Origin of the sequence: Leminorella grimontii, from assembly GCF_039789245.1 — a bacterium.
GTDB classification, from domain to species: Bacteria; Pseudomonadota; Gammaproteobacteria; order Enterobacterales; family Enterobacteriaceae; genus Leminorella; species Leminorella grimontii.
This window is the reverse complement of sequence record NZ_CP146357.1, coordinates 1,698,679-1,724,951: the sequence shown is the minus strand read 5'-3', so window position 1 is coordinate 1,724,951 and position 26,273 is coordinate 1,698,679. Positions and strand designations below refer to the sequence as shown.

Annotated in this window: 28 protein-coding genes, 5 tRNA genes and 1 pseudogene; 13 read left to right on the top strand and 21 right to left on the bottom strand. The window is 50.0% G+C overall.

Going from position 1 to position 26,273, the window contains the following annotated elements:
• Positions 1-102 precede the first annotated feature (102 nt).
• The 5 genes from rluE to purB all read left to right on the top strand — a co-directional run bounded on the left by rluE (position 103) and on the right by purB (position 4,390).
• Positions 103-726 (top strand): 23S rRNA pseudouridine(2457) synthase RluE, encoded by a 624-nt coding sequence (gene rluE / locus V8L73_RS08230; protein ID WP_347254594.1) that lies wholly within the window; start codon positions 103-105, stop codon positions 724-726.
• A 61-nt stretch (positions 727-787) separates the two neighbouring features.
• Positions 788-1,171, top strand: a complete 384-nt coding sequence (locus tag V8L73_RS08225) for an NUDIX hydrolase (protein ID WP_347254806.1) — start codon at positions 788-790, stop codon at positions 1,169-1,171.
• Between the two features lie 92 nt (positions 1,172-1,263).
• Positions 1,264-2,367, top strand: coding sequence for a tRNA 2-thiouridine(34) synthase MnmA (gene mnmA, locus V8L73_RS08220; protein ID WP_347254593.1), 1,104 nt, complete (start codon positions 1,264-1,266; stop codon positions 2,365-2,367).
• Positions 2,368-2,369: 2 nt separating this feature from the next.
• Positions 2,370-2,993, top strand: a complete 624-nt coding sequence (hflD, locus tag V8L73_RS08215; RefSeq protein WP_347254592.1) for a high frequency lysogenization protein HflD — start codon at positions 2,370-2,372, stop codon at positions 2,991-2,993.
• A 26-nt stretch (positions 2,994-3,019) separates the two neighbouring features.
• Positions 3,020-4,390, top strand: a complete 1,371-nt coding sequence (gene purB, locus V8L73_RS08210) for an adenylosuccinate lyase (protein WP_347254591.1) — start codon at positions 3,020-3,022, stop codon at positions 4,388-4,390.
• Between the two features lie 68 nt (positions 4,391-4,458).
• On the opposite strand, the gene pepT is transcribed toward purB, so the two are convergent.
• Positions 4,459-5,706 (bottom strand): peptidase T, encoded by a 1,248-nt coding sequence (gene pepT / locus V8L73_RS08205; protein ID WP_261832830.1) that lies wholly within the window; start codon positions 5,704-5,706, stop codon positions 4,459-4,461.
• 455 nt (positions 5,707-6,161) lie between these two features.
• Between pepT and V8L73_RS08200 the strand changes: the two genes are divergently transcribed.
• Positions 6,162-6,824 (top strand): DedA family protein, encoded by a 663-nt coding sequence (locus V8L73_RS08200; protein WP_027273434.1) that lies wholly within the window; start codon positions 6,162-6,164, stop codon positions 6,822-6,824.
• A gap of 49 nt (positions 6,825-6,873) precedes the next feature.
• On the opposite strand, the gene V8L73_RS08195 is transcribed toward V8L73_RS08200, so the two are convergent.
• The 9 genes from V8L73_RS08195 to uvrY form a co-directional block, all read right to left on the bottom strand.
• On the bottom strand, positions 6,874-7,113 hold the full coding sequence (locus tag V8L73_RS08195) for a hypothetical protein (RefSeq protein WP_347254590.1): 240 nt from the start codon (positions 7,111-7,113) through the stop codon (positions 6,874-6,876).
• Between the two features lie 192 nt (positions 7,114-7,305).
• A complete protein-coding gene (locus V8L73_RS08190; protein WP_261832837.1) occupies positions 7,306-7,554 on the bottom strand; it encodes a GlsB/YeaQ/YmgE family stress response membrane protein in 249 nt (82 codons plus the stop codon).
• A gap of 112 nt (positions 7,555-7,666) precedes the next feature.
• Positions 7,667-7,939 (bottom strand): GNAT family N-acetyltransferase, encoded by a 273-nt coding sequence (locus V8L73_RS08185; RefSeq protein ID WP_027273437.1) that lies wholly within the window; start codon positions 7,937-7,939, stop codon positions 7,667-7,669.
• 230 nt (positions 7,940-8,169) lie between these two features.
• Positions 8,170-8,256: transfer RNA gene (locus tag V8L73_RS08180), tRNA-Leu, on the bottom strand.
• Positions 8,257-8,262: 6 nt separating this feature from the next.
• Positions 8,263-8,336, bottom strand: a tRNA-Cys gene (locus V8L73_RS08175).
• Between the two features lie 39 nt (positions 8,337-8,375).
• Positions 8,376-8,451: transfer RNA gene (locus V8L73_RS08170), tRNA-Gly, on the bottom strand.
• Positions 8,452-8,603: 152 nt separating this feature from the next.
• Positions 8,604-9,152, bottom strand: coding sequence for a CDP-diacylglycerol--glycerol-3-phosphate 3-phosphatidyltransferase (pgsA, locus tag V8L73_RS08165; protein ID WP_027273438.1), 549 nt, complete (start codon positions 9,150-9,152; stop codon positions 8,604-8,606).
• A gap of 66 nt (positions 9,153-9,218) precedes the next feature.
• On the bottom strand, positions 9,219-11,051 hold the full coding sequence (gene uvrC, locus V8L73_RS08160) for an excinuclease ABC subunit UvrC (protein WP_027273439.1): 1,833 nt from the start codon (positions 11,049-11,051) through the stop codon (positions 9,219-9,221).
• Complete coding sequence (gene uvrY / locus V8L73_RS08155) at positions 11,044-11,700, bottom strand: UvrY/SirA/GacA family response regulator transcription factor (RefSeq protein WP_027273440.1); 657 nt, start codon at positions 11,698-11,700, stop codon at positions 11,044-11,046. Before uvrY ends, uvrC begins: the two co-directional genes overlap by 8 nt.
• 489 nt (positions 11,701-12,189) lie before the next feature.
• On the opposite strand from uvrY, the gene V8L73_RS08150 reads away from it, so the two are divergent.
• Positions 12,190-12,468, top strand: a complete 279-nt coding sequence (locus V8L73_RS08150; RefSeq protein WP_245614580.1) for a monooxygenase — start codon at positions 12,190-12,192, stop codon at positions 12,466-12,468.
• On the opposite strand, the gene V8L73_RS08145 is transcribed toward V8L73_RS08150, so the two are convergent.
• The 3 genes from V8L73_RS08145 to tusE all read right to left on the bottom strand — a co-directional run bounded on the left by V8L73_RS08145 (position 12,450) and on the right by tusE (position 14,861).
• Positions 12,450-13,190, bottom strand: coding sequence for a phage N-6-adenine-methyltransferase (locus V8L73_RS08145; protein ID WP_071783260.1), 741 nt, complete (start codon positions 13,188-13,190; stop codon positions 12,450-12,452). The two genes, V8L73_RS08150 and V8L73_RS08145, sit on opposite strands and share 19 nt — an antisense overlap.
• Positions 13,191-14,057: 867 nt before the next feature.
• Positions 14,058-14,378 carry a heat shock protein HspQ gene (hspQ, locus tag V8L73_RS08140; protein ID WP_027273442.1) on the bottom strand — a complete coding sequence of 107 codons (321 nt, stop codon included), beginning with the start codon at positions 14,376-14,378 and terminating at the stop codon, positions 14,058-14,060.
• A gap of 153 nt (positions 14,379-14,531) precedes the next feature.
• Entirely contained in the window at positions 14,532-14,861 is a 330-nt protein-coding gene (gene tusE / locus V8L73_RS08135; protein WP_027273443.1) for a sulfurtransferase TusE, read from the bottom strand.
• 184 nt (positions 14,862-15,045) lie between these two features.
• Between tusE and V8L73_RS08130 the strand changes: the two genes are divergently transcribed.
• Positions 15,046-15,852, top strand: a complete 807-nt coding sequence (locus V8L73_RS08130) for a sulfite exporter TauE/SafE family protein (protein WP_027273444.1) — start codon at positions 15,046-15,048, stop codon at positions 15,850-15,852.
• 253 nt (positions 15,853-16,105) lie between these two features.
• Here V8L73_RS08130 and tnpA read toward each other — a convergent pair.
• The 3 genes and pseudogenes from tnpA to caiE all read right to left on the bottom strand — a co-directional run.
• Positions 16,106-16,434 (bottom strand): annotated as a pseudogene (gene tnpA / locus V8L73_RS08125) (IS200/IS605 family transposase); the annotation flags it as partial.
• A 195-nt stretch (positions 16,435-16,629) separates the two neighbouring features.
• On the bottom strand, positions 16,630-16,974 hold the full coding sequence (locus V8L73_RS08120) for an antibiotic biosynthesis monooxygenase (protein WP_347254589.1): 345 nt from the start codon (positions 16,972-16,974) through the stop codon (positions 16,630-16,632).
• 86 nt (positions 16,975-17,060) lie between these two features.
• A complete protein-coding gene (caiE, locus tag V8L73_RS08115; protein WP_347254588.1) occupies positions 17,061-17,660 on the bottom strand; it encodes a carnitine operon protein CaiE in 600 nt (199 codons plus the stop codon).
• Between the two features lie 212 nt (positions 17,661-17,872).
• On the opposite strand from caiE, the gene V8L73_RS08110 reads away from it, so the two are divergent.
• Both V8L73_RS08110 and V8L73_RS08105 read left to right on the top strand, forming a co-directional pair.
• Positions 17,873-18,907 carry a YeeE/YedE family protein gene (locus V8L73_RS08110; protein ID WP_347254587.1) on the top strand — a complete coding sequence of 345 codons (1,035 nt, stop codon included), beginning with the start codon at positions 17,873-17,875 and terminating at the stop codon, positions 18,905-18,907.
• A gap of 4 nt (positions 18,908-18,911) precedes the next feature.
• Positions 18,912-19,139 carry a sulfurtransferase TusA family protein gene (locus tag V8L73_RS08105; protein ID WP_027273448.1) on the top strand — a complete coding sequence of 76 codons (228 nt, stop codon included), beginning with the start codon at positions 18,912-18,914 and terminating at the stop codon, positions 19,137-19,139.
• 188 nt (positions 19,140-19,327) lie between these two features.
• Here the strand turns inward: V8L73_RS08105 and V8L73_RS08100 are convergent.
• The 4 genes from V8L73_RS08100 to V8L73_RS08085 all read right to left on the bottom strand — a co-directional run bounded on the left by V8L73_RS08100 (position 19,328) and on the right by V8L73_RS08085 (position 20,700).
• Positions 19,328-19,400, bottom strand: a tRNA-Lys gene (locus tag V8L73_RS08100).
• A gap of 60 nt (positions 19,401-19,460) precedes the next feature.
• Entirely contained in the window at positions 19,461-19,685 is a 225-nt protein-coding gene (locus tag V8L73_RS08095; RefSeq protein WP_027273449.1) for a hypothetical protein, read from the bottom strand.
• A gap of 157 nt (positions 19,686-19,842) precedes the next feature.
• Positions 19,843-19,930 (bottom strand) — tRNA-Ser (locus V8L73_RS08090).
• A 356-nt stretch (positions 19,931-20,286) separates the two neighbouring features.
• Positions 20,287-20,700: a CoA-binding protein gene (locus tag V8L73_RS08085; protein WP_261832824.1), complete on the bottom strand. Its 414-nt coding sequence runs from the start codon at positions 20,698-20,700 to the stop codon at positions 20,287-20,289.
• A 128-nt stretch (positions 20,701-20,828) separates the two neighbouring features.
• Here V8L73_RS08085 and V8L73_RS08080 point away from each other — a divergent pair, with 128 nt between their 5' ends.
• The gene (locus V8L73_RS08080; protein ID WP_027273451.1) at positions 20,829-21,287 is read left to right on the top strand and encodes a methylglyoxal synthase; all 459 of its coding nucleotides are present in this window, start codon (positions 20,829-20,831) and stop codon (positions 21,285-21,287) included.
• A gap of 55 nt (positions 21,288-21,342) precedes the next feature.
• Here the strand turns inward: V8L73_RS08080 and helD are convergent, their stop codons facing one another.
• The gene (gene helD / locus V8L73_RS08075) at positions 21,343-23,397 is read right to left on the bottom strand and encodes a DNA helicase IV (protein WP_347254586.1); all 2,055 of its coding nucleotides are present in this window, start codon (positions 23,395-23,397) and stop codon (positions 21,343-21,345) included.
• 250 nt (positions 23,398-23,647) lie between these two features.
• Here helD and V8L73_RS08070 point away from each other — a divergent pair, with 250 nt between their 5' ends.
• Both V8L73_RS08070 and yccS read left to right on the top strand, forming a co-directional pair.
• Positions 23,648-24,103: a YccF domain-containing protein gene (locus V8L73_RS08070; protein WP_027273453.1), complete on the top strand. Its 456-nt coding sequence runs from the start codon at positions 23,648-23,650 to the stop codon at positions 24,101-24,103.
• Positions 24,104-24,111: 8 nt separating this feature from the next.
• Positions 24,112-26,262 (top strand): YccS family putative transporter, encoded by a 2,151-nt coding sequence (gene yccS / locus V8L73_RS08065; protein WP_422655624.1) that lies wholly within the window; start codon positions 24,112-24,114, stop codon positions 26,260-26,262.
• Positions 26,263-26,273 lie beyond the last annotated feature (11 nt).

Below are 26,273 nucleotides of genomic sequence, written 5' to 3'. Positions count from 1 at the left end.
ATTTTTTGTAAGACTCACGATGATACTACTTGAATAATTTGTCACCGCCAATAAAAAATGTTTTCGGGTATAATGGTTTAACGATTCAACGCACAGAACGCCATGTTAACATTAGCCACTAAAAAAAATTCCGCCAGCCGTCGGCGGCCAAAAAAGACAAAAGCTCTTGAATTTAAAGGGCCTCGACGCCTTATTTTGCTAAATAAACCCTTTGATGTCCTACCTCAATTTACCGATGAAGCGGGAAGAAAAACGCTGAAAGATTACGTGCCGATCCCCGGCGTATACGCCGCCGGTCGCCTCGATCGCGACAGTGAAGGGCTTATTGTTCTCACAAATGACGGCCGCCTGCAGGCAAAATTAACACAATCACAACATAAAGTTCATAAAGTTTATTTTGTTCAGGTGGAAGGTATTCCAGATGAAAGCGCGTTAGAGAAACTTCGCCGAGGCGTAACCTTAAACGACGGCCCTACGCTTCCCGCTGGAGCTGAGCTGGTTGATGAACCTGAATGGCTGTGGCCGCGCACGCCCCCAATCCGCGAGCGCAAGTCAATTCCTACCCAGTGGATTAAGATAACCCTGCACGAAGGCAGAAACCGGCAGGTGCGAAGAATGACGGCCCACGTTGGCTTCCCTACCCTGCGGCTAATTCGCTATAGCGTAGACGGCTGGACGCTAGAGGGGCTCCAACCGGGTGAATGGAGAGAGGTGCATAGTGTCTGAAACTCAGTATAAGCCCCACGTAACGTTGGCCTGCGTTGTTCAGGCCGAAGGCCGATTTCTTATGGTGGAAGAACGCATCAACGGCCGCCCGACGCTAAACCAGCCGGCGGGCCATCTGGAAGCCGGGGAAACCGTGCTGGACGGCGCCGCCCGCGAGCTGTGGGAAGAAACCGGCATACGGGCTCGCCCTCAGGAACTGCTCCGCATTTACCAGTGGCTGGCGCCGGACGGAACGCCGTTTATCCGCTTCACGTTTTCTATTGACTTAGAAAGCATGGTGGCCGCTTCGCCAAACGACGCCGATATCGATCGCTGCCTGTGGCTGAGCGCGGACGATATTCTTACCTCGCCTAACCTACGTTCGCCACTGGTAAAAGAAAGCTTGCTGCACTATCTGCAGCCAACGCGCTATCCGCTGGATATTTTGACCTATTTTGGCGGCTAGATTGGCGGTGCCAACGGCCTTACAACGTGATAGAATCAGCGGTTATTGTGTTATACAGCAACAGCAGCATTCACTAGCTACACGAGAGACCTATGTCAGATAATCGTCAGAAAAAAGTCGTTGTCGGAATGTCCGGCGGTGTTGATTCCTCAGTCTCAGCCTATCTGCTTTTACAGCAGGGCTATCAGGTCGTTGGCCTGTTTATGAAGAACTGGGAAGAAGACGACTCTGATGAATACTGCTCGGCCGCGACCGATCTGGCCGATGCGCAGGCGGTTTGCGACAAATTGGGCATAGAGCTCCACACCATTAACTTCGCTGCCGAATACTGGGATAACGTATTTGAGCACTTCCTGGCCGAGTACCGGGCCGGGCGCACGCCAAACCCCGATATTCTGTGCAATAAAGAAATCAAGTTTAAAGCCTTTCTTGAGTTCGCAGCAGAAGACCTGGGAGCAGACTATATCGCAACCGGTCACTATGTCCGCCGTCAGGACTTTGACGGCAAAAGCCGCCTGCTGCGCGGCGTAGACGACAATAAAGACCAAAGCTATTTTCTCTATACGCTCAGCCATGAGCAGGTCGCCCAAAGCCTGTTCCCGGTTGGCGAACTGGAAAAGCCGGAAGTGCGCCGCATTGCCGAGGAGCTCGATTTAGTCACGGCCAAGAAAAAAGACTCTACCGGCATCTGCTTTATCGGCGAGAGAAAGTTTAAAGACTTTCTGGCCCGCTACCTGCCGGCTCAGCCGGGCGATATCGTCACCGTGGACGGCGAGGTTATCGGCAAACATCAGGGGTTGATGTACCACACTCTGGGTCAACGTAAAGGTTTAGGCATCGGTGGAATGAAAGACGGTGGTGAAGACCCTTGGTACGTGGTTGATAAGGATCTGACGGCCAATCGCTTAATCGTCGCACAGGGCCACGACCACCCTAGCCTGTTTTCCACCGGACTTATAGCTCAACAGCTGCACTGGGTCGACAGAAATGAAGTTACCGAGACCTTCCGCTGTACGGTGAAAACCCGCTATCGCCAACAGGACATTCCGTGTACCGTCACGCCTCTGGGCCCCGATCGCCTGGAAGTGCGTTTTGACGAACCCGTCGCGGCGGTAACTCCCGGACAGTCCGCCGTGTTTTACCAAGGGGAAGTCTGCCTCGGCGGCGCCATTATTGAAGAACGCATACAGGATTAACCGTGGCCAAAAATTATTACGATATAACGATCGCGCTGGCCGGCGTCGCTCAGGCGTCCCGTCTGGTTCAACAGCTGGCGCTCGGCGGGCAGTGCGACGCGCACGCTCTGCAAGTGTCTCTTCGCAGCATAATGGTGACGGATTCCCCCACTACGCTGGCTATTTTTGGTCAGGAAAGCGATTTAACCCTCGGGCTGGAGTCGCTCCCTGCGGTACTTACCAACAGCCGCAAAGAGCTTAGCGCCGACCTGACCCGCTACCTGCTCAGCCTGACGGTGCTTGAACGCAAGCTGTCGGCAAATCCTCAGGCTCTTGATGAGCTTTCTAACCGTATCTCTCAGGTGGAGCGCCAATTGCTCCACTTCGATATTGATTCCGAAACCGTCGTCCACGCGCTGGCCGACATCTATGTCGACGTTATCAGCCCGCTGGGGCCGAGAATTCAGGTTACGGGCGCGCCGGAAGCGCTACAAAAACCGCTGATCCAGGCGAAGGTTCGCGCCGCGCTGCTGGCTGGCATTCGCGCCGCCGTCTTATGGCAGCAGGTAGGCGGCCGCCGGCTTCAGTTCATTTTTTCACGCAGTCGCCTGCTTACGCAGGTGCACCAGATTCTTTCAAATCGTTAAACATTCAGACTTCAGGAGTCCTATTGATGGAATTATCTTCACTGACCGCCGTATCACCGATTGATGGACGCTATGGCGACAAAGTCGACGTTCTGCGCTCCATTTTCAGCGAATTCGGGTTACTGAAGTTTCGCGTAACGGTTGAAGTTCGCTGGCTTCAAAAGCTGGCAAGCTGCGCACAAATCAAGGAAGTCCCCGTTTTTAGCAAAGAAGCAAACGATTACCTTGATAATATCGTCGCCAGTTTTAACCAGGAAGACGCCGCCCGCATCAAAACCATTGAGCGCACAACCAACCACGACGTTAAGGCGGTGGAATACTTCCTGAAAGAAAAAGTCGCCGGCGTAGCCGAACTTAATGCAGTATCGGAATTCATTCACTTCGCCTGCACGTCGGAAGATATCAACAACCTGTCCCACGCGCTGATGCTGACGACAGCCCGCCGCGACGTGCTGCTGCCAAACTGGCGCACGCTTATCGATACGGTGAAGGCGCTGGCCGAGCAGTACCGCACGATCCCCCTCCTTTCTCGAACCCATGGGCAGCCTGCCACGCCGTCAACCATCGGCAAAGAGATGGCTAACGTCGCCTACCGAATGGAACGGCAGTATGCCCAATTGGCGAAGGTAGATATTCTCGGCAAAATCAACGGCGCCGTCGGCAACTACAACGCCCATCTGGTAGCCTACCCAGAGATTGACTGGCACCGCTTTAGCGAGGAGTTTGTGACCTCTCTGGGCGTAACCTGGAACCCCTACACAACCCAAATTGAGCCGCACGACTACATTGCCGAGCTCTTTGACTGTGTCGCTCGCTTTAACACTATCCTGCTGGATCTTGACCGTGACGTTTGGGGCTACATTGCCCTTAACCACTTTAAGCAGAAAACCGTCGCCGGGGAGATCGGTTCCTCAACGATGCCTCATAAAGTGAACCCTATCGACTTCGAGAACTCCGAGGGCAACCTGGGGCTGGCTAATGCCGTACTGGGACACCTGGCCACTAAGCTGCCGGTATCCCGCTGGCAGCGCGATCTGACGGACTCCACAGTATTAAGAAACCTCGGCGTCGGCATCGGCTACGCGCTCATTGCTTACCAGTCCACCCTTAAGGGACTTAAAAAACTGGAAGTGAACGAAGGCCATCTGCGCGAAGAACTCGATAACAACTGGGAAGTGTTGGCGGAACCTATCCAAACGGTTATGCGCCGCTATGGAATTGAAAAGCCCTATGAAAAGCTGAAAGAGCTTACTCGCGGCAAGCGCGTAACGCAGGCCGATATGCATCGCTTTATCGATGGACTGGAGCTGCCGGCAGAGGAAAAAACGCGCCTGAAGGGCATGACGCCGGCCAACTATATTGGCTATGCCGTCGAAATGGTGGATCTTCTTAAGTAGACAGCGCCGTAATGGTTAAGTAAAACGGGGCGCCAATAGGCGCCCCGCTTCATTTTCTACCCGCGCCCTCAAGCGCCTTTAGCAAAACGCTCGTGGGTCTGCTTAACGATCTCCACCAATACGCTGCTTGCTGCCCTCAGGGATTTAACCGGCAGATATTCGTAAATCGAGTGGAAGTTGTGCCCGCCGGTAAAGACGTTTGGACAGGGCAGCCCGTTTTGCGACAGCGCCGCGCCGTCATAGCCGCCGCGCATCGGGATAACCTTCGGCTCTATGCCCAGGCTCCGATAGGCGTCCACGGCGATATCGATAGGATAGCTGGCATCGTCCTGCAGGCTATTAAACACGTTGGTATAGCGATCCGCCAGCTTGCAGGTTACGCTGCCTTCGCCCCACAGGTCTTCGCAGTGCTGCGCCAAGCGAGATAAAAACTGCATGCGGTGCTGGTATCCCTGCTCGGTAAAGTCCCGAACGTCCATCTTCAACACCGTTTTGGCGCTGTTACCCTGTAACTGTTTGACCCAATAGTAGCCTTCCCGGCCTTCTGTATACTCCGGCGCTTCACCGCCCGGCAGCATGGCGATATATTTATGCGCCATCAGCAAAGAGTTTTTCAATCGGCCTTTAGCCGACATGGGGTGAGCGGACTGGCCGGTAAACACCAGCTCCACGTCGCCCGCGTTCCAGTTCTCATAAACCAGCTCGCCAATACCGCAGCAGTCCAGCGTGTAGGCAAAATCCGCGCCGAAGGCCTTAACGTCGAACGCCTTCGCGCCGCGAAGCCCCTGCTCTTCATCAGGCACCAAGCCGACTTTTACCGTTCCGTGCTTGATTTCCGGATGGGCTAACAGAAACTGAACCATGTTCACAATGGAGGCAATAGCAGCCTTATCGTCAGCGCCCAACAGGCTGGTACCGTCGGTGACGATAACGTCGTCGCCTACATACTCTTGAAGCTCGGGGAACTCGCTCTGCCGCAGGAAAATTTGCTGCTCTTCGTTCAGGCAGATATCTCCCCCCTGATAGGAAACGATTTTTGCGTGAGTATCGCTGGTTTGCTCGGCGCTGGTATCCAGATGGCCGAAAAAGGCCACCGTCGGCAGCGGATAATCAACGTTAGCGGGGAGCGTTGCCGTCAGTATCGATCGCTCATTGACCGTGACGTCCTTAAGCCCAAGCGCGCGCAGCTCTTCAGCCACCTGATTGGCTAAAACCCTTTGCCCTTCCGATGACGGCATAATGCCCGCAGCGCCCTTGTCGCGGTCCGTAGTCGTATTGATCTTGGTATAGGAAATAAAGCGATCGACGATATCCATCATATTTACCTTTACATATTTAATAGTCGCTGATTACGTTAACATAGCCCCAAGCGGCGTTAAACCGCTTTGAGAAAATCCTGAACGCGTGTCTCAATAACGAAAGGTATCGTACAACTTTTCAACACGCGCTGCCTGACCAAGCGGAAATATTCGCGCTGCTTTTCTCTATTTGCTGAAAATCCTACCGCAGAAAAGCATGCAAATTGGGTGAATTAGTGCGCCCGCCATGACGACTCGTTAAAAACCGTGCAGTGCGCTTTTGATGCTATCCTTACCCCATCGCCTGTATCACTTGGGGGCATCGTGGTAAACTTGCAGCACCGCTGGTTAATCCCTTAACCTTTTCAGCCTTTTGCTCATGGCTACTATATAGTTACCGTATATCCGCTCATCCGTAACCGCCAAGTCTGACAGTCTTCAGGTTGCTCTACGATGACATATTAGGAAAGAAAATGGGTTCGATTACAGATCTATTCCACGCACTTTTACAACACGATTTTAAAACGTTGGCGAATCCGGAGTTTCTTTGGGCCATTTACGGCATTCTTTTCGTCATTATCTTTCTGGAAAACGGCCTGCTTCCCGCCGCATTTCTTCCGGGGGACAGCCTCCTGCTGCTGGCCGGCGCGCTGATAGCCCAGGGCTCGCTTCACTATCTTCTGACGCTTGCCGTACTTTCAGCGGCCGCCGCGCTGGGCTGTTGGTTAAGCTATTTGCAGGGGAGATGGTTAGGGAAAACCAAAACGGTCCAGGGATGGATGGCAAAAATTCCGGCACACTATCATCAACGCGCCCATAACCTGTTTCATCAACACGGTTTCTTTGCGCTGCTGATAGGCCGATTCTTAGCGTTCGTCCGCACGCTGTTGCCTACGATTGCTGGTCTGTCCGCGCTTGACGGCAAACGATTTCAAATCTTTAACTGGCTTAGCGCCGTTCTGTGGGTTGGCGTAGTGACGAGTATTGGTTATCTGATAAGCCTAACGCCCTTCTTTAAACACCATGAAGCGCTGGTGATGAATGGCCTCATGATTCTTCCTATTGCGCTATTGGTTATTGGCCTGCTTGGTTCTCTGCTCGTGGTATTAAGGAAGAAGTCGCACCAGAAGAAATAGCCTATTGGCATTGAGCGGCTAGTTCGATGCCAGACCTTGCTCGAAGTTTTTACCGGTTAGCGGCGTTTTCCATACCTATGACGCAGGAAGAAAAAAACGCCGTAATTGCCTCATCAAACTGCAGCTCTTTTAACAGCATACGATGTTTAAAATAGCGTTCCCGCCCCTCTTTCTCCCAGCCCCATTCAACGCTGACAGAGCCTGCATTCGGCTCAAGCGTTAACATAACTTTTGCTTCAGGGTTCAGCCTTCTGGCCTGTAAAAGAAAGTCGGATATGTCCATCTGCATTCTCATTTTTCTTATAGAAATGAGTCTTATATTACCATCATTTTTTACTACGCAGGCACCAGGCTTGCGCGCTATGGCTCAGGGCAGGATGATTCGAAGGATAACGGCGCTGAAACTATACTAATATAGGAAGAGAAAACGGTTTACACCCAAAAGCCCGCAATCATGCAGACTTTAGGGCGCGGGGTTCTATTAGCTACGAAGCTTTCTGTATATTGCAAGCACGACAATCGCGCCAATAACTGCAACAACAAAGCTGCCCATATTAAAACCGTCTACTTTACCAAACCCGAAGAAGGTGCTGATCCAGCCGCCAACAACTGCACCGACGACGCCGAGTATTACCGTCATTATAAAGCCGCCGCCGTCTCTCCCCGGCATAATCCACTTAGCTAAAATACCCGCAATCAGGCCAAATACAATCCATGAAAGAATACCCATATACACCTCATTTTCTGCATCAATAACCAACTAATACCTTTAAAAGAGTAAACGCGATAAAGCTATATTTCAACTTACCGGCCTACCTGACAGCTCACTGCACCACCAACGCTTAGGCGCGGATATCGTCATATTCGCGGGTTTTATCAAACTCATGCTTCGCAAACGGGCAAAGAGGAATGACTTTGCGATTTTCCTGACGCATTTTTTCGACCACGCGCGCAACGAGTTGCTTACCAACGCCTTGGCCTTTCAGGCTTGGGTCGACGTCGGTATGCTCGATGATGCTCAGATGCTCTCCCGTAGGGACGAAAACAATCTCCGCCACCAGGTTGCCCTGTTCATTATTAACATAAAATTTGTTGTGGCCTTCCAGTATTTCCATAGCTCCCTCGCTTGGTTGTGACGATACCCTCAGCGCCCTGTATTGGGTGGGTATCCGTAATATAAATCACCGCTGTGATGTCTGCTTCGTCCAAAACGGGCTACGGTGCCTTTATTGGCTCGGTATAAGTATAGTTCTGTAAAAACGGGAGGACGTAATTTCAGGCAATAAAAAAACCGCAAATCGCGGCTCGTTTTCGTTCTATCAAACTGTTTTTTATTGATTTTGAATGGTGCCCGGGACGAGACTTGAACTCGTACGGCGTTGCCGCCGAGGGATTTTAAATCCCTTGTGTCTACCGATTCCACCACCCGGGCTGATGCTGGAGGCGCGTCCCGGAGTCGAACCGAGGTGGACGGATTTGCAATCCGCTGCATGGCCACTCTGCCAACGCGCCTTATCTGATACGCCTAACACTCAACCGCGGGGGTTGAATTGGAGCGGGAAACGAGGTTCGAACTCGCGACCTCAACCTTGGCAAGGTTGCGCTCTACCAACTGAGCTATTCCCGCTTCGTGTTCGACCGGCAAAGGCTGCCGATTTAATCACTTACCCTCTGCGGCCCAGCCGCAATCGGATGCTGTGCATTCTACTTACCTGACGAGGTGAGTCAATAGAATTATTAAAACATTTGGTTCGTTTGCTGCTTTTTCCGGCGTATTGCCTAGTGCTCCAGCAGATCGTTACGCGAAGCCTTCAAATACTGGAACATAGACCAGAACGTAAGGATAGCGGCGATGTAAAGAAGCACAAAGCCCAGCACCTCAACCCACTGATTAGGCCGCCACAGCAAACCGATCAGCGCCATCATCTGGGCCATGGTTTTCACCTTTCCAATCCAGGAGACGGCCACGCTACTGCGCTTACCGATTTCCGCCATCCACTCTCTCAGGGCGGAAATAATAATTTCTCGAGCGATCATCGTTGCAGCCGGCAGTGAAATCCACCAGACGCTGTAGTGTTCAACCACCAGCACCAACGCCGTTGCGACCATCACTTTGTCGGCAACCGGATCGAGAAATGCGCCAAACCTCGTCGTCTGCTTCCATTTTCTTGCCAGAAAACCGTCAAACCAGTCCGTTACCGCCGCAATGACAAAGATAGAGGCGCACGCTAACGGAGCCCAAGTATAGGGAAGATAAAACGCCAATACGAAAAACGGAATCAGAATGACGCGAAACAGAGTAAGCAGAGTAGGTATATTAAATCGCATAATGTTCTGGTGCTCTATCACTCAGAATAAATTAGGGAGGGCTTGCTATATGTTGCTACATTGCCCTCAATGTTTCAATGCATTGTGTATTTTTTCTGCCAAAGATTGCGATATTCCCGGAATTTTTGCGATTTCCTCAACGGAAGCATTAAGCAGCGGCTGTAAACCGCCCATATATTTCAACAACGTTTGGCGACGCTTAGGCCCCACGCCTTCGATATGCTCCAGCGAGCTGGTCTTTTTCACCTTAGCCCTGCGCTGCCGATGCCCGGAAATAGCGTGATCGTGCGATTCATCCCTAATGTGTTGAATTACGTGTAATGCGGGTGAATCGGGAGATAAAGACATCCCCTCACCTTCGGCCTCAAAAAACAGCGTTTCCAGACCGACCTTCCGATCGCTGCCTTTGGCTACGCCTATCAGGCGCGGTTTGGATTTGTCCCAAGCGACGTCAAGTTGATGAAAGACCTCTATCGCCTGCCCCAACTGCCCCTTGCCGCCGTCGATGAAAATAACGTCGGGAATTTTTTCCTCTGTCAACGCCTTGCCGTATCGCCTGCGGAGCACCTGAGCCATAGCCGCATAATCGTCCCCACCGGTAATGCCGGTAATGTTATAGCGCCGATACTCCGCTCTTAGTGGCCCGTTTTTATCAAATACTACGCACGATGCTACCGTTTGCTCCCCCATCGTATGGCTAATGTCAAAGCATTCCATGCGATTAATTTCGGGCAGATTTAACAGTTCGGCCAACGCCGTCAGGCGCTGATGGACAGTAGATTGCTGAGACAGCTTAGTTTTAAGCGCGATGCTGGCATTGGTTCTGGCCAGCTTCAAATAGCGCGCCCGGTCGCCCCGCGGGCGGGTCTGAATCTGAATTTTCCGCCCCGCCACTTCTGAAAGCGTTTCTTCCAGTGCAGTTTTATCCGGCAGATTAAAGTCCAGCAGGATTTCCCCAGGCAGCGACCTTGACTGGCTCCCCTGAAGATAAAACTGCCCGACAAACGTCTGGATAACCTCTTCCAGATCGGTTCCCTTGGGGATTTTAGGATAGTAGCTGCGACTGCCCAGCACTTTTCCCTGCCGTAAAAACAGTACGTGCATACAGGCGATGCCTGACTCATAGCTGACGCCGATAACGTCCAAATCATCGCTGTCGCCGGAGACGAACTGTTTCTCAGTAACTCTACGGATAGCCTGAATCTGGTCGCGAATGCGGGCCGCCTCTTCAAAATTGAGCGCCTTACTGGCCTCTTCCATACTGGCAATGAGCTGATCGAGAACCTGGCTATCTTTCCCTTCTAAAAACAGGCGAATATAGTTCACCTGCTTTTGATATTCCTCATCCGTCACCAGACCTTCAACACAGGGCCCCAGGCAGCGACCAATTTGATACTGTAAACAGGGCCTTGAACGGTTTCTATATACGCTGTCTTCGCACTGGCGGACGGGAAATATTTTCTGTAGCAGCGCCAACGTTTCGCGCACCGCACCGGAGTTGGGGAACGGGCCGAAATACTCCCCTTTCGCATGTTTGGCGCCGCGGTGAATCTTTAAGCGGGGATGCCTGTCAGAACTGAGAAAGATCAGCGGGTACGACTTGTCGTCACGAAGTAAAACGTTATAACGCGGCTGGTACAGTTTGATATAGTTATGTTCCAGCAGCAGGGCTTCCGTTTCCGTATGAGTGACGGTCACATCAATGGAGTGAATGCTTTTTACCAACGCCTCCGTCTTCTTACTGGAAACGTTTTGACGGAAGTAGCTGGACAGGCGCTTCTTTAAATCCTTCGCTTTTCCCACATAAATAACAACGCCAGAGGCATCGTACATACGATAAACCCCTGGCTCGTTGGTTACGTGCTTTAAAAAAGCCTTGCTGTCAAAATGCTCAGTCACTGTTTAGCAATTTATCCGATGAAACGATGCCGTGCCGTATTGCCAGATGAGTGAGCTCAACGTCGCCGCTGATGTTAAGCTTGCTGAACATTCTATAGCGATAACTATTGACCGTTTTCGGGCTAAGATTCAGCGCCTCGGCGATTTCATTCACCTTAAGCCCTTTGGTGATCATCATCATAATCTGAAGTTCACGTTCAGACAGCGCGGAAAGCGGCGTATCTGCCTCTGGCGCCAGCTGGCTTAGCGCCATCTGGCGAGCAATATCCGCACCGATGTAGCGCTGCCCGGAAGCAATAGCGCGGATCGCGTTGATAACTTCATCCGGCGCAGCTCCCTTACTCAGGTATCCTGACGCTCCGGCCTGCATAACTTTTGCCGGCAGCGGATTTTCCGTATGAATCGTCAACATGATCACTTTAATATCCGGAGAGTAGCGGAGGATCTTTTTCGTCGCCTCAAGCCCCCCTATTCCCGGCATGTTCATGTCCATAAGGACGATGTCAGCCTCATTGGCGCGGCACCATTTTACGGCGTCTTCGCCGGTCTGCGCTTCGCCAACAACTTTTATTCCTTTAACATCTTCTAAAATGCGTCGGATCCCTGCGCGCACCAGTTCGTGGTCATCAACAAGAAGAACGCTTATCAACAGAAAATCTCCAAAAACAAAAAGAATAAAATCGACGCACTTATCCGCAGAAACGCCGCGCCAAGCGGGGATACAAAAAGGAATCGCTTCGAACGCGCGCCACAGAATCCCCTTAAGAAATCAGATAATTATTTCAGCTGACGCCCATTAACGCAATCACTATCGTTTGAGCAAACGACCGCAAGCCGAATGTATCCTGTCAGTAAGCCAAACTCCGCGACAGTATACAATACATACCCCGTATAAAAACGTCCGAGCCTGTAGCAAGAGTGCGAGACATAAACTTGCCTCTGAGGTTCCATACCCTATAAATACGAGAGAGTTCTCCCGTATTTTCTCATGCATTGTATCGCCACTGTCCTATCCACATTTGCGCTAAGGTTGGCATTTTCACCAAAAAGATGGCACATTCCCCACATGCTTAAATTACGTTAATGTCATTTACAACAGGAGAAACTCATGGCCGTTGTACTTCAAGTCGATTTCAACATGTCGGCGGAAATGCTGGGAGACGCACTGTCCAAAAGCGCCGTTGGGCTAGCGGAAAGCATCAATCAGGAACCCGGGTTTATCTCTAAAATCTGGACAGAGAATAAGGAAACCGAAGAAGCCGGAGGCATCTATCTGTTTACAGACAGGGACTCCGCTGAGCGCTATTGGCAAATGCACAAACAGCGTATCGCTTCATTCGGCGTCACTCACGCTAACTGTAAAATCTTCGATATCAATGAGCCTTTAACTCTGATTACTCACGGTAAAATCGACTGATTGCAGATTGCCGAAGGCGTTTGTATCAAGCCGTTTGAAATATCCTTATCGATTAACCAAGCGGGATACTCAGCCCGCTCATTTTGTTGATTATCCTTTTTTTTCATAATCTCATTGCCCATACTCAACAAATCATCTCTATACAAATAGCTGATTTTCGGTCCCTGCCATGCTTTATCGAAAACCAATACCGCAATGCCAAAAGATGCCGTCGTTACAGCCTGTTTATTATTTGCCGCAACGAACCACTTTGGCAGTTCAAAAGGTATTCTTCCGCGAATAAATGCCACATGATCTATTTGTTCTGCGGGCCACCACTCTTCAGCCGTGGCGACTTTAACCAAATAAACATAGCGACCGCCCTTGTCCCTTTGTTCAAGCGTGTGACGCATGATATGAGACATCCCGGTAATATATTGCCCTTTATACTGCTTCGATCTTGAATACGGAGGATTAGCAAAGGCCGCGCCTTTAGCCTCATCCAGTTTGGCTGCCCAATCTTTAGTCAGCGCATTGTCCTCAATAGTATAAAAATAAGGGCATTTGCTGTTTTCCCCATCGCTAAAAAGATCGAGAACCAGAGGGCCGTAAAGCGCATCAATTGCCCAAAAGAGCGCATCAGGCGTACACCACTGGTCGCCTACGTCTTTAAGATAATGAGATTTTTTTTTACGCTGTCGGTTAATTTGTTGAAAATACTCAGTTTCAGAAAAATCGATCATTGTGACCCTTAGAATATTGGGCCCAGACGGAAACACACTGCGCTTATTACGTGCGCAGTTACCCCTATCTTTAATAAGGATAAATTAAAGTCCGTTTACCGATTTATGTTGATTACCGTTTGGAGCGAGATATAACGAGTTAAAAATGCAAACATTTTTCATTAAAAATGTTAACGCGTTTCGACTTACTCTTTACGCCTTCATTTCTTTAAGAAATAAAAATGCTTTTGCACAGTAAAAATATAAACCAATAAATAAAAAAAGCGAACCTAAAGATATAAACAATTACTTCAAAAGTTGATACAACATTACAAAATGTATAAATTAAAATCACACAAGACCACAAAATAACATGAATTTCAATACGTTATAAAAATAGCGATTTTAAAAAACAAATAAATTTAATTAATTATCTTTAATTAATAAGCGATTAATAATATAGATTTAATAGAATGCATAATTACAAGAATTAAAAACCGCATACGGTATCGACCATCCACTATCATCCTGGCAATATTTTCCGCTGCGTCTCGCCGCTCTTTGAAGAGCTTTTTACATAGTTTTGCATAACATTGTTGTCGTTTTCATAGACAGAGTATGAACGAGCTTCTTAGAAACTACTCCATAAAACACAGAGACTTAAATCTCGAAATAACCATCATTCTTCTTCAAAAAACCTAGTGATTTTACCAGCTTGTTTTATATGACAAAACTCGGCGATAATAATCACAGCGTTTTATCAGTTAAAAATGACTGTTTTTGGTTTGCCGTGAAGCCGACTCCACACACTTTTTGGTTTCACGGCTATTTTTTTGCCTTTTTTCAACGATAAAAAAGGCTATGTTTCCATAGCCCTTTATATATCAACTAGTTTCTTAACCTTGGTGCCTGAAGCTGGTCACGAATGGAAGCCGCCAACTCGTCAAGAGACGGCTGTTCTGGATGCGTTTCATCCTCCTCACGCATCAGCTGAATCTCCGCCAGATAGGTATGCACAGGTTGCCCGTCATCGTCTTCCATCACAACGTGATACCAAGGAGATTTCCTCAGGCGATCGTCGGCAGCTACTTCATCCTCAGAAGCCGGTTGAGTAAGGGAGTATTCAGCGTCAATATCAATAATGACGCCGAGGCTTCCCAATAGTGAATGTCTAACCTGCTGACCAATAGAGAACTTACTGGTAACCATCGTCTCCTCCTCGTATTCAGGCTGCGCCTTTCTCTTAAATATGGGGGGTGTCGGTCACATTTCAAGCCAATTTTGATAACACTGACTTAACTTTACACGCGTAAAACGTTTCCTCTTTGGTTTAGACGGTGCCTCTCAACATTCTCCGACGGCTCAGATACACTTCACCGGTTTCGGTAGACCGGCGATCTTTGTAGCCTGTTTGGCCGGGCCTTTGCTAAACAACCGATAGAGATAGCGGCTGTTCCCCTTCTCTTCACCATACTTCTGCGACATGGCTTTCACCAACATGCGGATAGCCGGTGAGGTATTAAATTCCTTATAAAAATCGCGAACAAAGCGAACGACTTCCCAATGTTCTTCGCTGAGCTCTATCCCTTCCTGACGGGCGAGTTCCACTGCCATTGACTCACTCCAGTCCTCAACGTTTACCAGATATCCCTGTGCGTCGGTATCAATCGTTCTTCCCTCAAACTCAAACATAGCGCCTCAAATCCCAAACCCTTTTCCCTTATTGTATAGTAAAAACCTTTGTCGTGTTTACACGCGAAAACGCTGCTTGTGGATAGCATTGCACAAATCATAAAAAAAACGCTATAAATGATTAACTCATACCGTCGGTGTATAGTGCATCCATCGTTATCATCATCAAAAATAAGGGAAGTTCATGGCTATTGAATGGGTGGCGGCCTATCTGGCGCTAGGCGCAGTCGTCGGCTTTATGGCTGGTTTACTGGGTATCGGCGGCGGAGGGATCATGGTGCCTATTTTGACGGCAATTTTTGCCGCTCAGGGAACGCCGCCGGAACATCTGGTGCATATGGCGCTCGGTACGTCCATGGCTTCCATCGTTTTCACCGCCATATCCAGCCTGCGGGCACACCACAAGCATCAGGCTGTTCTTTGGCCGGTCGTTTGGAAAATCACGCCAGCCATTCTATTGGGAACGCTTTCCGCAACCTGGCTTGCCGCCATGCTGCCGACTAAAGCGCTAGGCATTTTCTTCTCCTGCTTTATGGGCTACGTTGCCTTACAGATGATCCTTAACATTAAACCGAAGCCCAGCCGCCAACTGCCGGGAATGGTAGGAACGTCTATCGTAGGGCTTTCTATCGGCGGCATCTCCGCGCTGGTCGCTATTGGCGGAGGTTCTTTAACTGTTTCATTCCTGAGCTGGTGCAACGTCCGCATACAGAATGCTATTGGCACTTCGGCTGCCGTAGGTCTGCCAATAGCCCTTTCCGGCAGCATCGGCTATATGATTAACGGCTGGGGCTCGGCCGGTACGCCGGACTATAGCATCGGCTATGTCTATTTACCTGCAGTGATCCTTATCTCCGTCGTCAGCTACTTTACCGCGCCGCTGGGCGCAAAGCTGGCTCATCGCCTGCCGGTCGCTACGCTTAAAAAGGTATTTGCCTGTCTGCTTATCCTGCTCAGCCTGAAAATGCTGCAGACCATCTTCTTTAACTAGCCACCTAAAAATCATAACCACCCGCATAGCGGGTGGTTTGCTCTTGCCCTATAAGGGCTTGTTACCGACTGCGCCTAAATGACGCCGCTTTCTCTTCGTTCAAGCTAAGTGTCTTTGCTACTTTGGCTTACCCCTTGAAGGGGTCTGTATACTCTTTGCTGCTCAATTTGTCTGAGACTAAATCTGATTTCTCTTGTTCTCTGATATATTTTTGGATTGTCGCTTCATTTAGCCCTACCGTACTTACATAGAAGCCTTCGCTCCAAAATTTTCTGTTGCCAAACTTATATTTTAGATTGGCATGTCTATCAAAAATCATCAGCGAACTTTTCCCTTTCAGATACCCATAAAGCTTGAAACACTCAACTTCGGAGGAATACTTACCAACATATGAACATGATCCGGCATCAGGTGACCTTCTATTATTTCCACTCCTTTATACTTACAAAGGTCTCGTAATATCTCACCTACGCTTGAACGTATACTATTGAAAATCACTTTCCGTCTGAACTTCGGCGAAAAGACGATATGGTATTTGCACAGCCACTTTGTATGCGCTGAGCTTTGTGCTTTAATGCCCATAAACACCTTTCCTCATTTTAGTTACGGTTATTAGCTTGAACATCTATATCGTAACGGAAAGGTGTTTTTCTTGGTATAACCCTTTGATCCCACCCGCAAAGCAGGTGGTTTTATGTTTAAGACGCTAACGCGACTTAAACTGGCTAAAGCCATAAGCAAAAATCCCACTGTTTCGGCAGTGGGATTCTAATCACCTTAACGATGGTATTGCTGGCTGTCTGCAGGCGCTTCTTCTCTCTCATCAAGGCTATAGTCTCGCAGAACGCTTGCGACCCTGAGCCGATAGCCTGCAAATATGTGGCTGCGCCCTTTAGCCTGCGCTCGGCGATGCTGTTCGATATTTCTCCACTGCTTTACCGCTTCCTCATCTCGCCAAAAAGAAAGGGAAAGCAGCTTTTCCGGATGGGTCAGGCTTTGAAAACGCTCTATTGAAATAAAACCGTCTATCTGGGATAGCATGGGCTTCAGCTCGGCGGCAAACTGTAGATAGGCATCTCGTTGCCCCTCCGCTGCTTCAAGTTCAAAAATTACGACAATCATCGCTTCTCCCGTCTTATGAATATCTGAATAATCCCTCTTAATAGGCAGCAAGATACAACAGACGGTTAGCGGTTTAAAAGAAGAAGCTACTTCATTTCAGATTTAGGCCTGACCTCCGTACTGCCTTTCAGCCGGGGCCGATTCGCTTCTATCTCCGTTAACGGCTGCGTTTCGCGTAAAGACAGGCGGGAGCGCTCAGCGAGCTCCTGATATTCTTTAGTATTAAGACGCTTCCAATAGAGCTCATCATCAGTGACGTCACGCACGTACTTGGCCGGGATCCCCATCAGCATTTGCCTTGTTTGCCCAATAAACCCCGCCTTAACGAAGCTCATCGCACCGACAATACTTTCATCGCCGACAATCGCGCCGTCCATAATTACGCTGTTCATACCTATCAACACATCGCGCCCGATAACGCAGCCGTGAAGTATCGAACCGTGTCCGATATGCCCACATGAATGTACGACAGTATCCATGTCGCAGTAGCCGTGCATAATGCAGCAGTCCTGAAGATTAGCGCCATCCTCAAGAATCAACCTCCCATAGTCCCCTCGAAGCGATGCGTGAGGGCCGATATAAACGTTTTTGCCGACGATAACGTCGCCAATAAGAACTGCGCTGGGGTGAACGTAGGCTGTGGGATGAACGACGGGGATAACCCCCTCAAACGAATAGAAGCTCACGGATGACTCCTTGTATCCGACGACCGGCATGAGTGATTAATCAGGCAAACAGGTTACCTCAGCAACATTATGGAATAAGCGTGATTATTCAATATTGGTGAGCCGTTTCGCTAAAAATAAATTGTTATTCCCACAAATAAAAAGCCGGTATACTCCCGCCTGTTTTTTCACAATATATTTATGGCTCACGCCATAAACAGGAGTTTTCCCCTATGACAGGTCTGTTTTTGGGTCTTCTTCTCGGTTTTGTCATGCAGCGCGGTCGTTTTTGCATGGCAGGTGGGTTGCGGGATCTTTACCTCTTCCGCGATAGTCGAATGACTATTGCCATCCTCATTATCATCACGCTTCAAAGTATCGGTTTATTCGCTTTTATCGAACTAGGCTGGGCCAAGCTGCCTTCAGGTGACTTTCGCTGGCTGGCGACCTTAGTCGGTGGACTGATGTTTGGTATCGGCATGGGTCTGGCCGGATCTTGTTCTACCGGCGCCTACTACCGAGCGGCTGAAGGTCTGGTTGGCAGCATGGTCGCTGTAGTGGGTTTCGTTATATCCAGTTGGTACATACGACAACCTTCGGGCAAACAAATTTTCGCCCCAATCAGCGCGCCGTCTCTACCTGATGCATCCTTAACCCAAACGCTTAACATCTCTCCCTGGATAGCCGTTCTGGCCTTAACGCTGATTACGCTGTTCCTTACCTATCGCTACCTGAATAAGAAATCATTCCCCATTCCTCAGCCTAAGCCGAGAAAAACGGGCATTTCCCACCTGTTGTTTGAAGCAAGATGGCATCCCTTTATAACCGCCGCCATTATTGGCGTTATTGCGTTACTCGCATGGCCTTCAAGCCTGATGTCAGGACGCGTCGGTGGATTGGGGATAAGCGGCCCCAGCGCTCAGCTGTTTTCTTTAATCACCGAAGGCAAAACCGGTTTCTTCGGCTGGGCGGGATATCTTCTCATCGGCATTTTTGTCGGCGCGCTTGTCGCTGCCTGGGGAAGCCAGGAATTAAGGGTTCGTTCCCCCGGTTGGAAAGCATTGGCCAAAAGCCTGTTCGGCGGCCTACTGATGGGTATAGGTAGCGGGTTGGCGGGTGGATGCATGCTCGGCAATACGGTTGTTAATACGGCCTGGTTCTCCTGGCAAGGATGGTTGTTCATCCCCTGCATTCTGTTAGGTAGCTGGCTGGTCAGCTATTTCACTATCATTATTCCTAATCAATTAGTTAAAAAGAGTGAGGCATAACGTCATGAAAACGATAAAGCTTGATACTACGGGCAAACTCTGCCCTTTTCCGCTGATTGAAGCCAAAAAGATAATTGTCGGACTCAACGTCGGCGATACGCTGGTTATTGATTACGACTGTGCTCAGGCGACGGAGAACCTGCCCCGCTGGGCCGTAGAGGAAGGCCATAAGGTGACCGACTTTCAACAAACCGGCGACGCTCAGTGGCAGATTAGCATTCAGAAAGGTTAAGCCTTAGCGGCCTTAAACCTGCCTGCATCGGCCTCGGTAAGCACAGGCCGATGCGGAGAATGATTCTATCATCGACGTCAGCCCTTCCTTTCCTATATCACTTCACATAAATATCAGGCGTTACGCCACGCTATCGTCAATATCGACAGGAATAAAAGGAAAGAGATAAATACCAGGAAGAAAGGAGATGGGCTGTGAGGGGTTCGAACCCGCGACCTATGGATTAAGAGTCCACTGCTCTACCAACTGAGCTAACAGCCCTTTGCGTCTGGGGAATAAAATACGCCCCTGATTTAGCGTGTTCAAGAAAAAATTTCTTCTTTAAGCCTTCCGGAAAAGTAAACGAAAAACAATGTTTATCACGCCAGCAATAAAGCCAACAACAGCGCCAATAGGGGCATATGATTGAATATCAGACAGAGTAAGGATCTCGCCCCTACCGTAAAAAATAGCTTCGCCAAACAAAACTACAGCATGAATAGATACGCCAATTAGGGCGTACTTTACCACCATGGATAGCAGGTATTTTATTGTAGATATCATCATAGTACCTCCACTCCATCGTATTTACCCGATCTCTTAATTTGGATATAGACAAATTCCGACAGTGTGCGTTTCTAATGCGGATGGGTCACAAAACAGTTTTTCGTGCCTACAAGCGCAAAAGAAAACGGGCCAGCTTTCGCTGACCCGTTGTCAAATTTGGCGGAGGAGGTGAGATTCGAACTCACGGATAGTCGCCCATCGACGGTTTTCAAGACCGTTGCCTTCAGCCGCTCGGCCACTCCTCCGTAACGGCGTGAAATATAGAACAGCTTGAGGTAGCTTGTAAAGCAGAGAATTTAGCAAATTCGTTTGTTCGGCTGAAAAAACAGCAAAATATCATTTTTTGCCGATTTTATAGCCTCTCCGTTCGCCAAAATCCCCCAATTTCGATAAGACACCTCAGCTACCTGATCCAGCTCATCCAGTCCGCAACCATGTAGAAAAGCAGACAAAACGCCATAAAAGCAGCAATATCTTTTATTAACGGCATAGCATTTCCTCGCGTCAGCATTCACCATGCTGTGAGTAAGCCATCCATTTCTTAATGGAATCTTAAGACGCGGAAAAAGAAAATTTATTGCTCGTCAGCACGCTATGCTGCCTATTTTATCAGTCCTAGCCGCTTTATTTCTTTCTTGGGACAGATATCCATCACAACCGTCAGGCCGGCATCCTGCGCCAGCTTTTCTGCATCGTGATTCACAACGCCAATCTGCATCCAGAGCACTTTTGCGCCGATGGCAATAGCCTCTTGCGCAACGCCGTAAGCCGCATCGGCATTGCGAAAAACGTCCACCATGTCAACCGGGGACTCTATATCCTTAAGCTCTGCGTAAACCTTTTCGCCTAACAGCGTTTTTCCAGCAAGCTTAGGGCTTACGGGAATGACTCGATATCCCTGCCCCTGAAGGAATGCCATAACTTCATTACTCGGCCTTTCCGGATTATCGCTTGCGCCTACCAGCGCAATGGTTTTCACGTTCTGTAAGATAGCCAATATTTTGCTGTCGCTCATGTTCCGTTTCCTCTTATGGGTCGCACCTGTGAGAATAAAGTATACATTTTCTATTTTATCGCTTTTTTATAAAACGCAGTTTCAGTAATCTATCTGTTATCACTCTTTTTCAAGGAATTTTACCGACTATGCAACTGACGACGCGGACCATCCCGGTTCAAAAGAACGTAGCGCTGGTAGCCCACGACCACTGTAAAGCATTTTTACTCAAGTGGGCGGAAGACAATAAGCAGACGCTGGCCAAGCACACGCTTTTCGCGACGGGAACAACGGGCAACATGATCCAGCGCGCCACCGGAATCAACGTACACAGCATGCTCAGCGGCCCAATGGGAGGCGACCAGCAAATTGGAGCGCTAATTTCCGAAGGTAAAATCGACGTTCTGATTTTCTTTTGGGATCCGCTCAACGCCGTCCCCCATGACCCTGACGTTAAAGCGCTTCTACGTCTGGCGACCGTATGGAACATTCCTGTGGCAACCAACCGCGCAACTGCAGATATGCTAATGTCATCCGTCCTGTTTGAAGAAGAGGTAGAGATAGCGATCCCCGACTATCAGCGCTATCTTCAAGAACGCTTAAAGTAACGGCCTTTTCTCCGGCCGGAAAAGAAAGCCCGACTCACGTCGGGCAATTGTTCTATCAGGGTTTACGCTTCACCACCGCGCCCATGTCAAGCAGCTGTTTCACAAATACGGACGGTGACTCCGTATCCTGCAGCAGCCATACGCGATGGCGTGCGCGCGTTAAGGCGACGTAGAGCAGGCGGCGTTCCTGCGCGTCGGGAAACGTTTCCGCCTGGGGTAATAAAACCCGTTCGACGACGCCTTCCTCATCTCTCGCGGGGAACCCGTCCGCCCCGTCCTTCAGGCCAACGATAATGACGTAGTCAGCCTGCCTCCCTTTACTCGCATGTATAGTAGAAAATTCAATTTTCAGAGTTGGCCAGCGCGTTGGCGCCTTATTTAAAATCTCAGGTTTGGAATAATGATAACGGCCCAAAACCAGAATATCGTCATCCGGCGAGGCATAACCGCTGAGCTTATTGAGCAGCGCCTCCAGCTGCTGTTCGGGTAAAAGCACGATGGGATGCTTTTCACCCTGAAACTCACTTTGGATCCTGCGCTTAATCTGCGCGGGATTTTGTTGGACGTATTCACCGGCGATTTCCGCCGTTTCCTGCCCAAAGCGATAGGTCGTAGTCAGGGCGCAGCGTTCTCCGGCGCCAAAGGCGTCGTTAAACCTGGAGGTTAATTCGGGCGCCGCACCGCTGAACCTGTAGATAGACTGCCAATCGTCCCCAACGGCAAACAGAGCGGTCTCCTCGTTCTGCTGGCGTAAGGCTTTTATTAACGCCGCTCGCAGCGGGGATATATCCTGAAATTCATCGACCAGAATATGCCGCCAGGGGCTGACAAACTTGCCCTTTTCAATCAAGCCGATGGCCTGATGCAAAAGCCCTGAAAAATCTACCGCGCCTTCCTCTTTCAACGCCTTTTTCCATGCCTTTAACAGGGGAGACAATAAACGGATCTTCTTCTGAAACTCCGACTTAATCTCCGGCGGCGCTAGCGCAACCATATCGGCCTGACTGCCGCCGCACTCGCGCATAAGGCGAAGCCAGCCGTCCAAACGAGCGCCCATACGTTCGGTCAGCGACGCGTCCTGCCAAAACTGCTCTCCGCTCAACGGCCAGCCTAGGTCTTGCGAGATCCAGTTCCGCCAACCTGAGGCCTGGCTCTTTTTCTCTGCGCACTGTGCCCGCCATTCGGCGCATAGGAAATCCCTACGTCGCTCTGCATCGGTTTCTAATTTACTGATCGACGGTGGCTTTTTACTGCACTGAGAGATGACCGATAGGGCCAGCGCGTGGAAAGTTTTCGCTTCAACATGGGATGCGCCAAGCCGCCGACTAACGCGTTCATTCATTTCCTGAGCGGCCTTACGCCCGAAAGCCAACAGCAGGATCTCTTCTTCTCGCGCAATCCCTCGGTAAAGCAGCCAGCCTGCCCGCGCGGCCAAAACGGACGTTTTACCGCTGCCGGCGCCCGCCAACACCAACACGTTTTTTTCTCCACTGAGCACGGCTCGGCACTGTGATGGATTTAACGGCTGAGACTCAACGCTGGCGAAAAAGTCTCGGTGTTCTTCCAGCATGTTCCGGATCCACTGCCGGTTAGCCTTTTCTACTTTTTCTTCACCCTCGTTTAGCCACTGCATGCAAACGTCATAAAAACCGCAGCAGGAAGAAAACGCCGTTAACCTCTCCTGAGGTAAGGGAATGGACGACAGAGTGGTTCGGATATCCGCCTGAATCTGGGCAAGATCTTCTTGCGTTAGCCAGCGTCCCTGCGCCAGATGGGCTTCAATCGCCAGAACCCTGTCGGACAGTAAAGACGCCGTGATCCTCTCCATCTCAACGTCCCACTGGCGCCATACCGTCATCAAATGATGATAAAATTGCTGAGTTTCTTGCCACTGGGTTCCGTGAAGGCGGACGACCTTCTCTTCCGGAAGCTCAAACTCCAGTTCTCCCCAAACCAGCCCTCTTTTACAGCGCACCGCCAACAGTTGATTAAACGGGATAGCCGTCATGTGTTTAGGACCGCTGACCTCTACGCCAGCGTTCAACATTTTCACTTTATTATAAGGATGCTGAGCCAGATGCTGCCCTACTGCCGTTGACTTTAGTTCCATGATATACCGCTTAAACTCATGCCGTTTATTAACGTCCGCAGGCAAAACGCCGATTTTTGCTCGCGTTTTCGCTGCCTATAGCCGAATAATTTATCATTACGAGGTGAATATCTAACGCTTTTCGATTGAGTAAAGCAAAATAAGCCGTAACATAACGGGTTTTATCATACTTGACCGCCTTACTTTGAGGGAATCACGGTTATTCCTGAAGGCAAGCAGATCGGCGGCAAACGGGAGCCAGGAGCGATTTATGCGCAGCGTACTGAATATACTTAATTTTATCCTCGGTGGCGTTTTTACCACCTTAGGCTGGCTGCTGGCCACCATCGTCACCGTACTACTGATTTTTACGCTTCCGTTGACGCGTTCCTGTTGGGAAATTACCAAACTGTCTCTGTTTCCCTTCGGCAACGAAGCCGTTCACGTCGATATGATTAATCCCGACGATCGCAATTCGGTAAGAAACGCTGGCGGTACGCTGCTTAACGTATTCTGGTTTATCTTCTTCGGCTGGTGGCTCTGCCTTTCTCACATTACGGCCGGTATCGCACAGTGCCTGACGATCATAGGGATCCCGGTCGGTATCGCCAATTTCAAAATTGCCGTAGTCGCTCTGTGGCCCGTAGGGCGTCGAGTCGTGCCTGTCGAAATGGCGCGTCAGGCCAGAGTCGATAGCGTTAAGCGCCAAATGCGCTCCCCCCGTTAAGGTCTACGATAATGACGGCACGTCAGGGGCTTCGACGCTATTTTTATAACAGCCATTGGCTATACGGCATCCGCATATTTATCGCGCTTAGCGGTACCGTTTTTGCACCCTGGTGGTTAGGTGAAAGCCTGCTGACGATCCCATTAACGCTCGGCGTCGTTGCCGCAGCGTTAACCGATTTAGATGACCGATTAACGGGACGGTTACGCAATCTGGTCATCACTCTGTCCTGTTTCTTTATTGCCTCCGTCTCGATTGAAATCCTCTTCCCCTACCCTTGGCTATTTGCTCTTGGCCTTTTGCTCTCGACCGCGGGCTTCATTCTGCTTGGATCGTTAGGTCAACGGTATGCCACGATCGCGTTTGGCGCGCTTCTAATTGCAATTTACACAATGCTCGGCGTTTCCATGTACTCAGCCTGGTACACGCAGCCGCTGCTTCTGCTTGCCGGCGCCGTTTGGTATAACTTCATCACCCTACTGGGCCACATCATTCTCCCGATCCGCCCACTGCAGGATAATCTGGCCCAGTGCTTTGAAAAGCTGGCGGCGTTTCTTGACGCCAAAGCGATGCTGTTCGATCCCGATGAAGAGCAGCACTTCGCCCGTCAGCTCATTCACCTGACGATGGTCAACGGTTCCCTGGTCGACACGCTAAACCAAACAAAGGCCTCGCTGCTAACCCGACTTAAGGGGGACCGGGGGCAGAGAAGCACTCGACAGATGCTGCACTATTACTTCGTTGCTCAGGATATTCACGAGCGAGCAAGCTCCGCCCACGCTCAGTATCAGCAGCTTAGCGACTCACTGCGCTATACCGATATTTTGTTTCGCTTTCAACGACTGCTGACGCTACAGGCAAAATCGTGCCTAAGCCTTGCCCACGCCGTTCGCTATCGCCAAAAGTATGTCTATAACGTCTACCAAACGCAGGCGCTTCTTCACTTGGAAAAGAGCCTCTCCAACCTGACGTCGAAATATGAGCTACCGCCCGGCTTGATGCAGTCGCTTTCTCACCTGCTGAATAATTTAAAATCGATTGACGCTCAGTTAAGCAGCCTTGAGTCAGAACAGGCGGCAGACGTTCAAAGCCTGCAGGACAACACGCTAGCGGACGATAAAATTGCGGGCCTGCAGGACATCAAAGCGCGTTTTGCTCAACACCTGACGCCGCAGTCAACGCTGTTTAGACACGCCGTACGCATGTCCCTCGTTTTATGCCTCGGCTATGCGATTATCCAGTTTGCTCATCTACAAAACGGCTACTGGATTATGCTTACCAGCCTGTTTGTCTGTCAGCCGAACTACAACGCAACGCGAACCCGCCTGACGCTTCGCGTCGTCGGAACGCTAGCCGGCATTTTAGTTGGATTGCCCATCCTCTATTTCGTACCATCGCAGGAAGGACAGCTTATTCTCATCGTTATCAGCGGCGTTTTGTTTTTTCTTTTTCGCAACGTGCGCTACGCCTACGCCACAATGTTCATTACGTTGCTGGTTCTGTTTTGTTTTAACCTGTTGGGAGAAGGATTTCGCATCGCGCTTCCGCGCGTGGTTGACACCCTGCTGGGCTGCGCCATCGCTTGGGCGGCCGTTAGCTTTATATGGCCAGACTGGAAATTCCGCCACATCAGTACCGTTCTGAATAAAGCGGTCAACGCTAACTGTCGATATTTGGACGCTATTCTCGAACAGTACCATCAAGGGAAAAGCAACGGTGTCGATTATCGGATCGTACGTCGCAACGCCCACAATTGCGACGCTGAGCTGGCCTCCGTTGTTTCAGGAATGGCAGCAGAACCGAAACGGGATCCGGCTTTATTAGACAAAGGATTTCGCTTGCTCGGCCTAAACCATACCCTTCTTGGCTACATCTCGGCTCTAGGCGCCCATAGAGAAAAGTTGACGGAAAACTCAAACGTATTGGCTATGTTAAACGACGCCGTTTGTTATATCGACGGAGCCCTACAGCGTGAAGCGAGCGAAAGCGCTCTGGCACAGACGCTGAAAAACGTAAATCGCCAGATATCAGCAATCGGCGCAAACAACGACGATACGGCGCAGCTTATCGCTCAGCAACTTTCCCTGATTATCGATCTGCTGCCCGAGTTCATAACGCTATCAGGTAGCCTGGCGAACGAGCGCATTTCCGCAGTCTGAGCCAGGCTGAC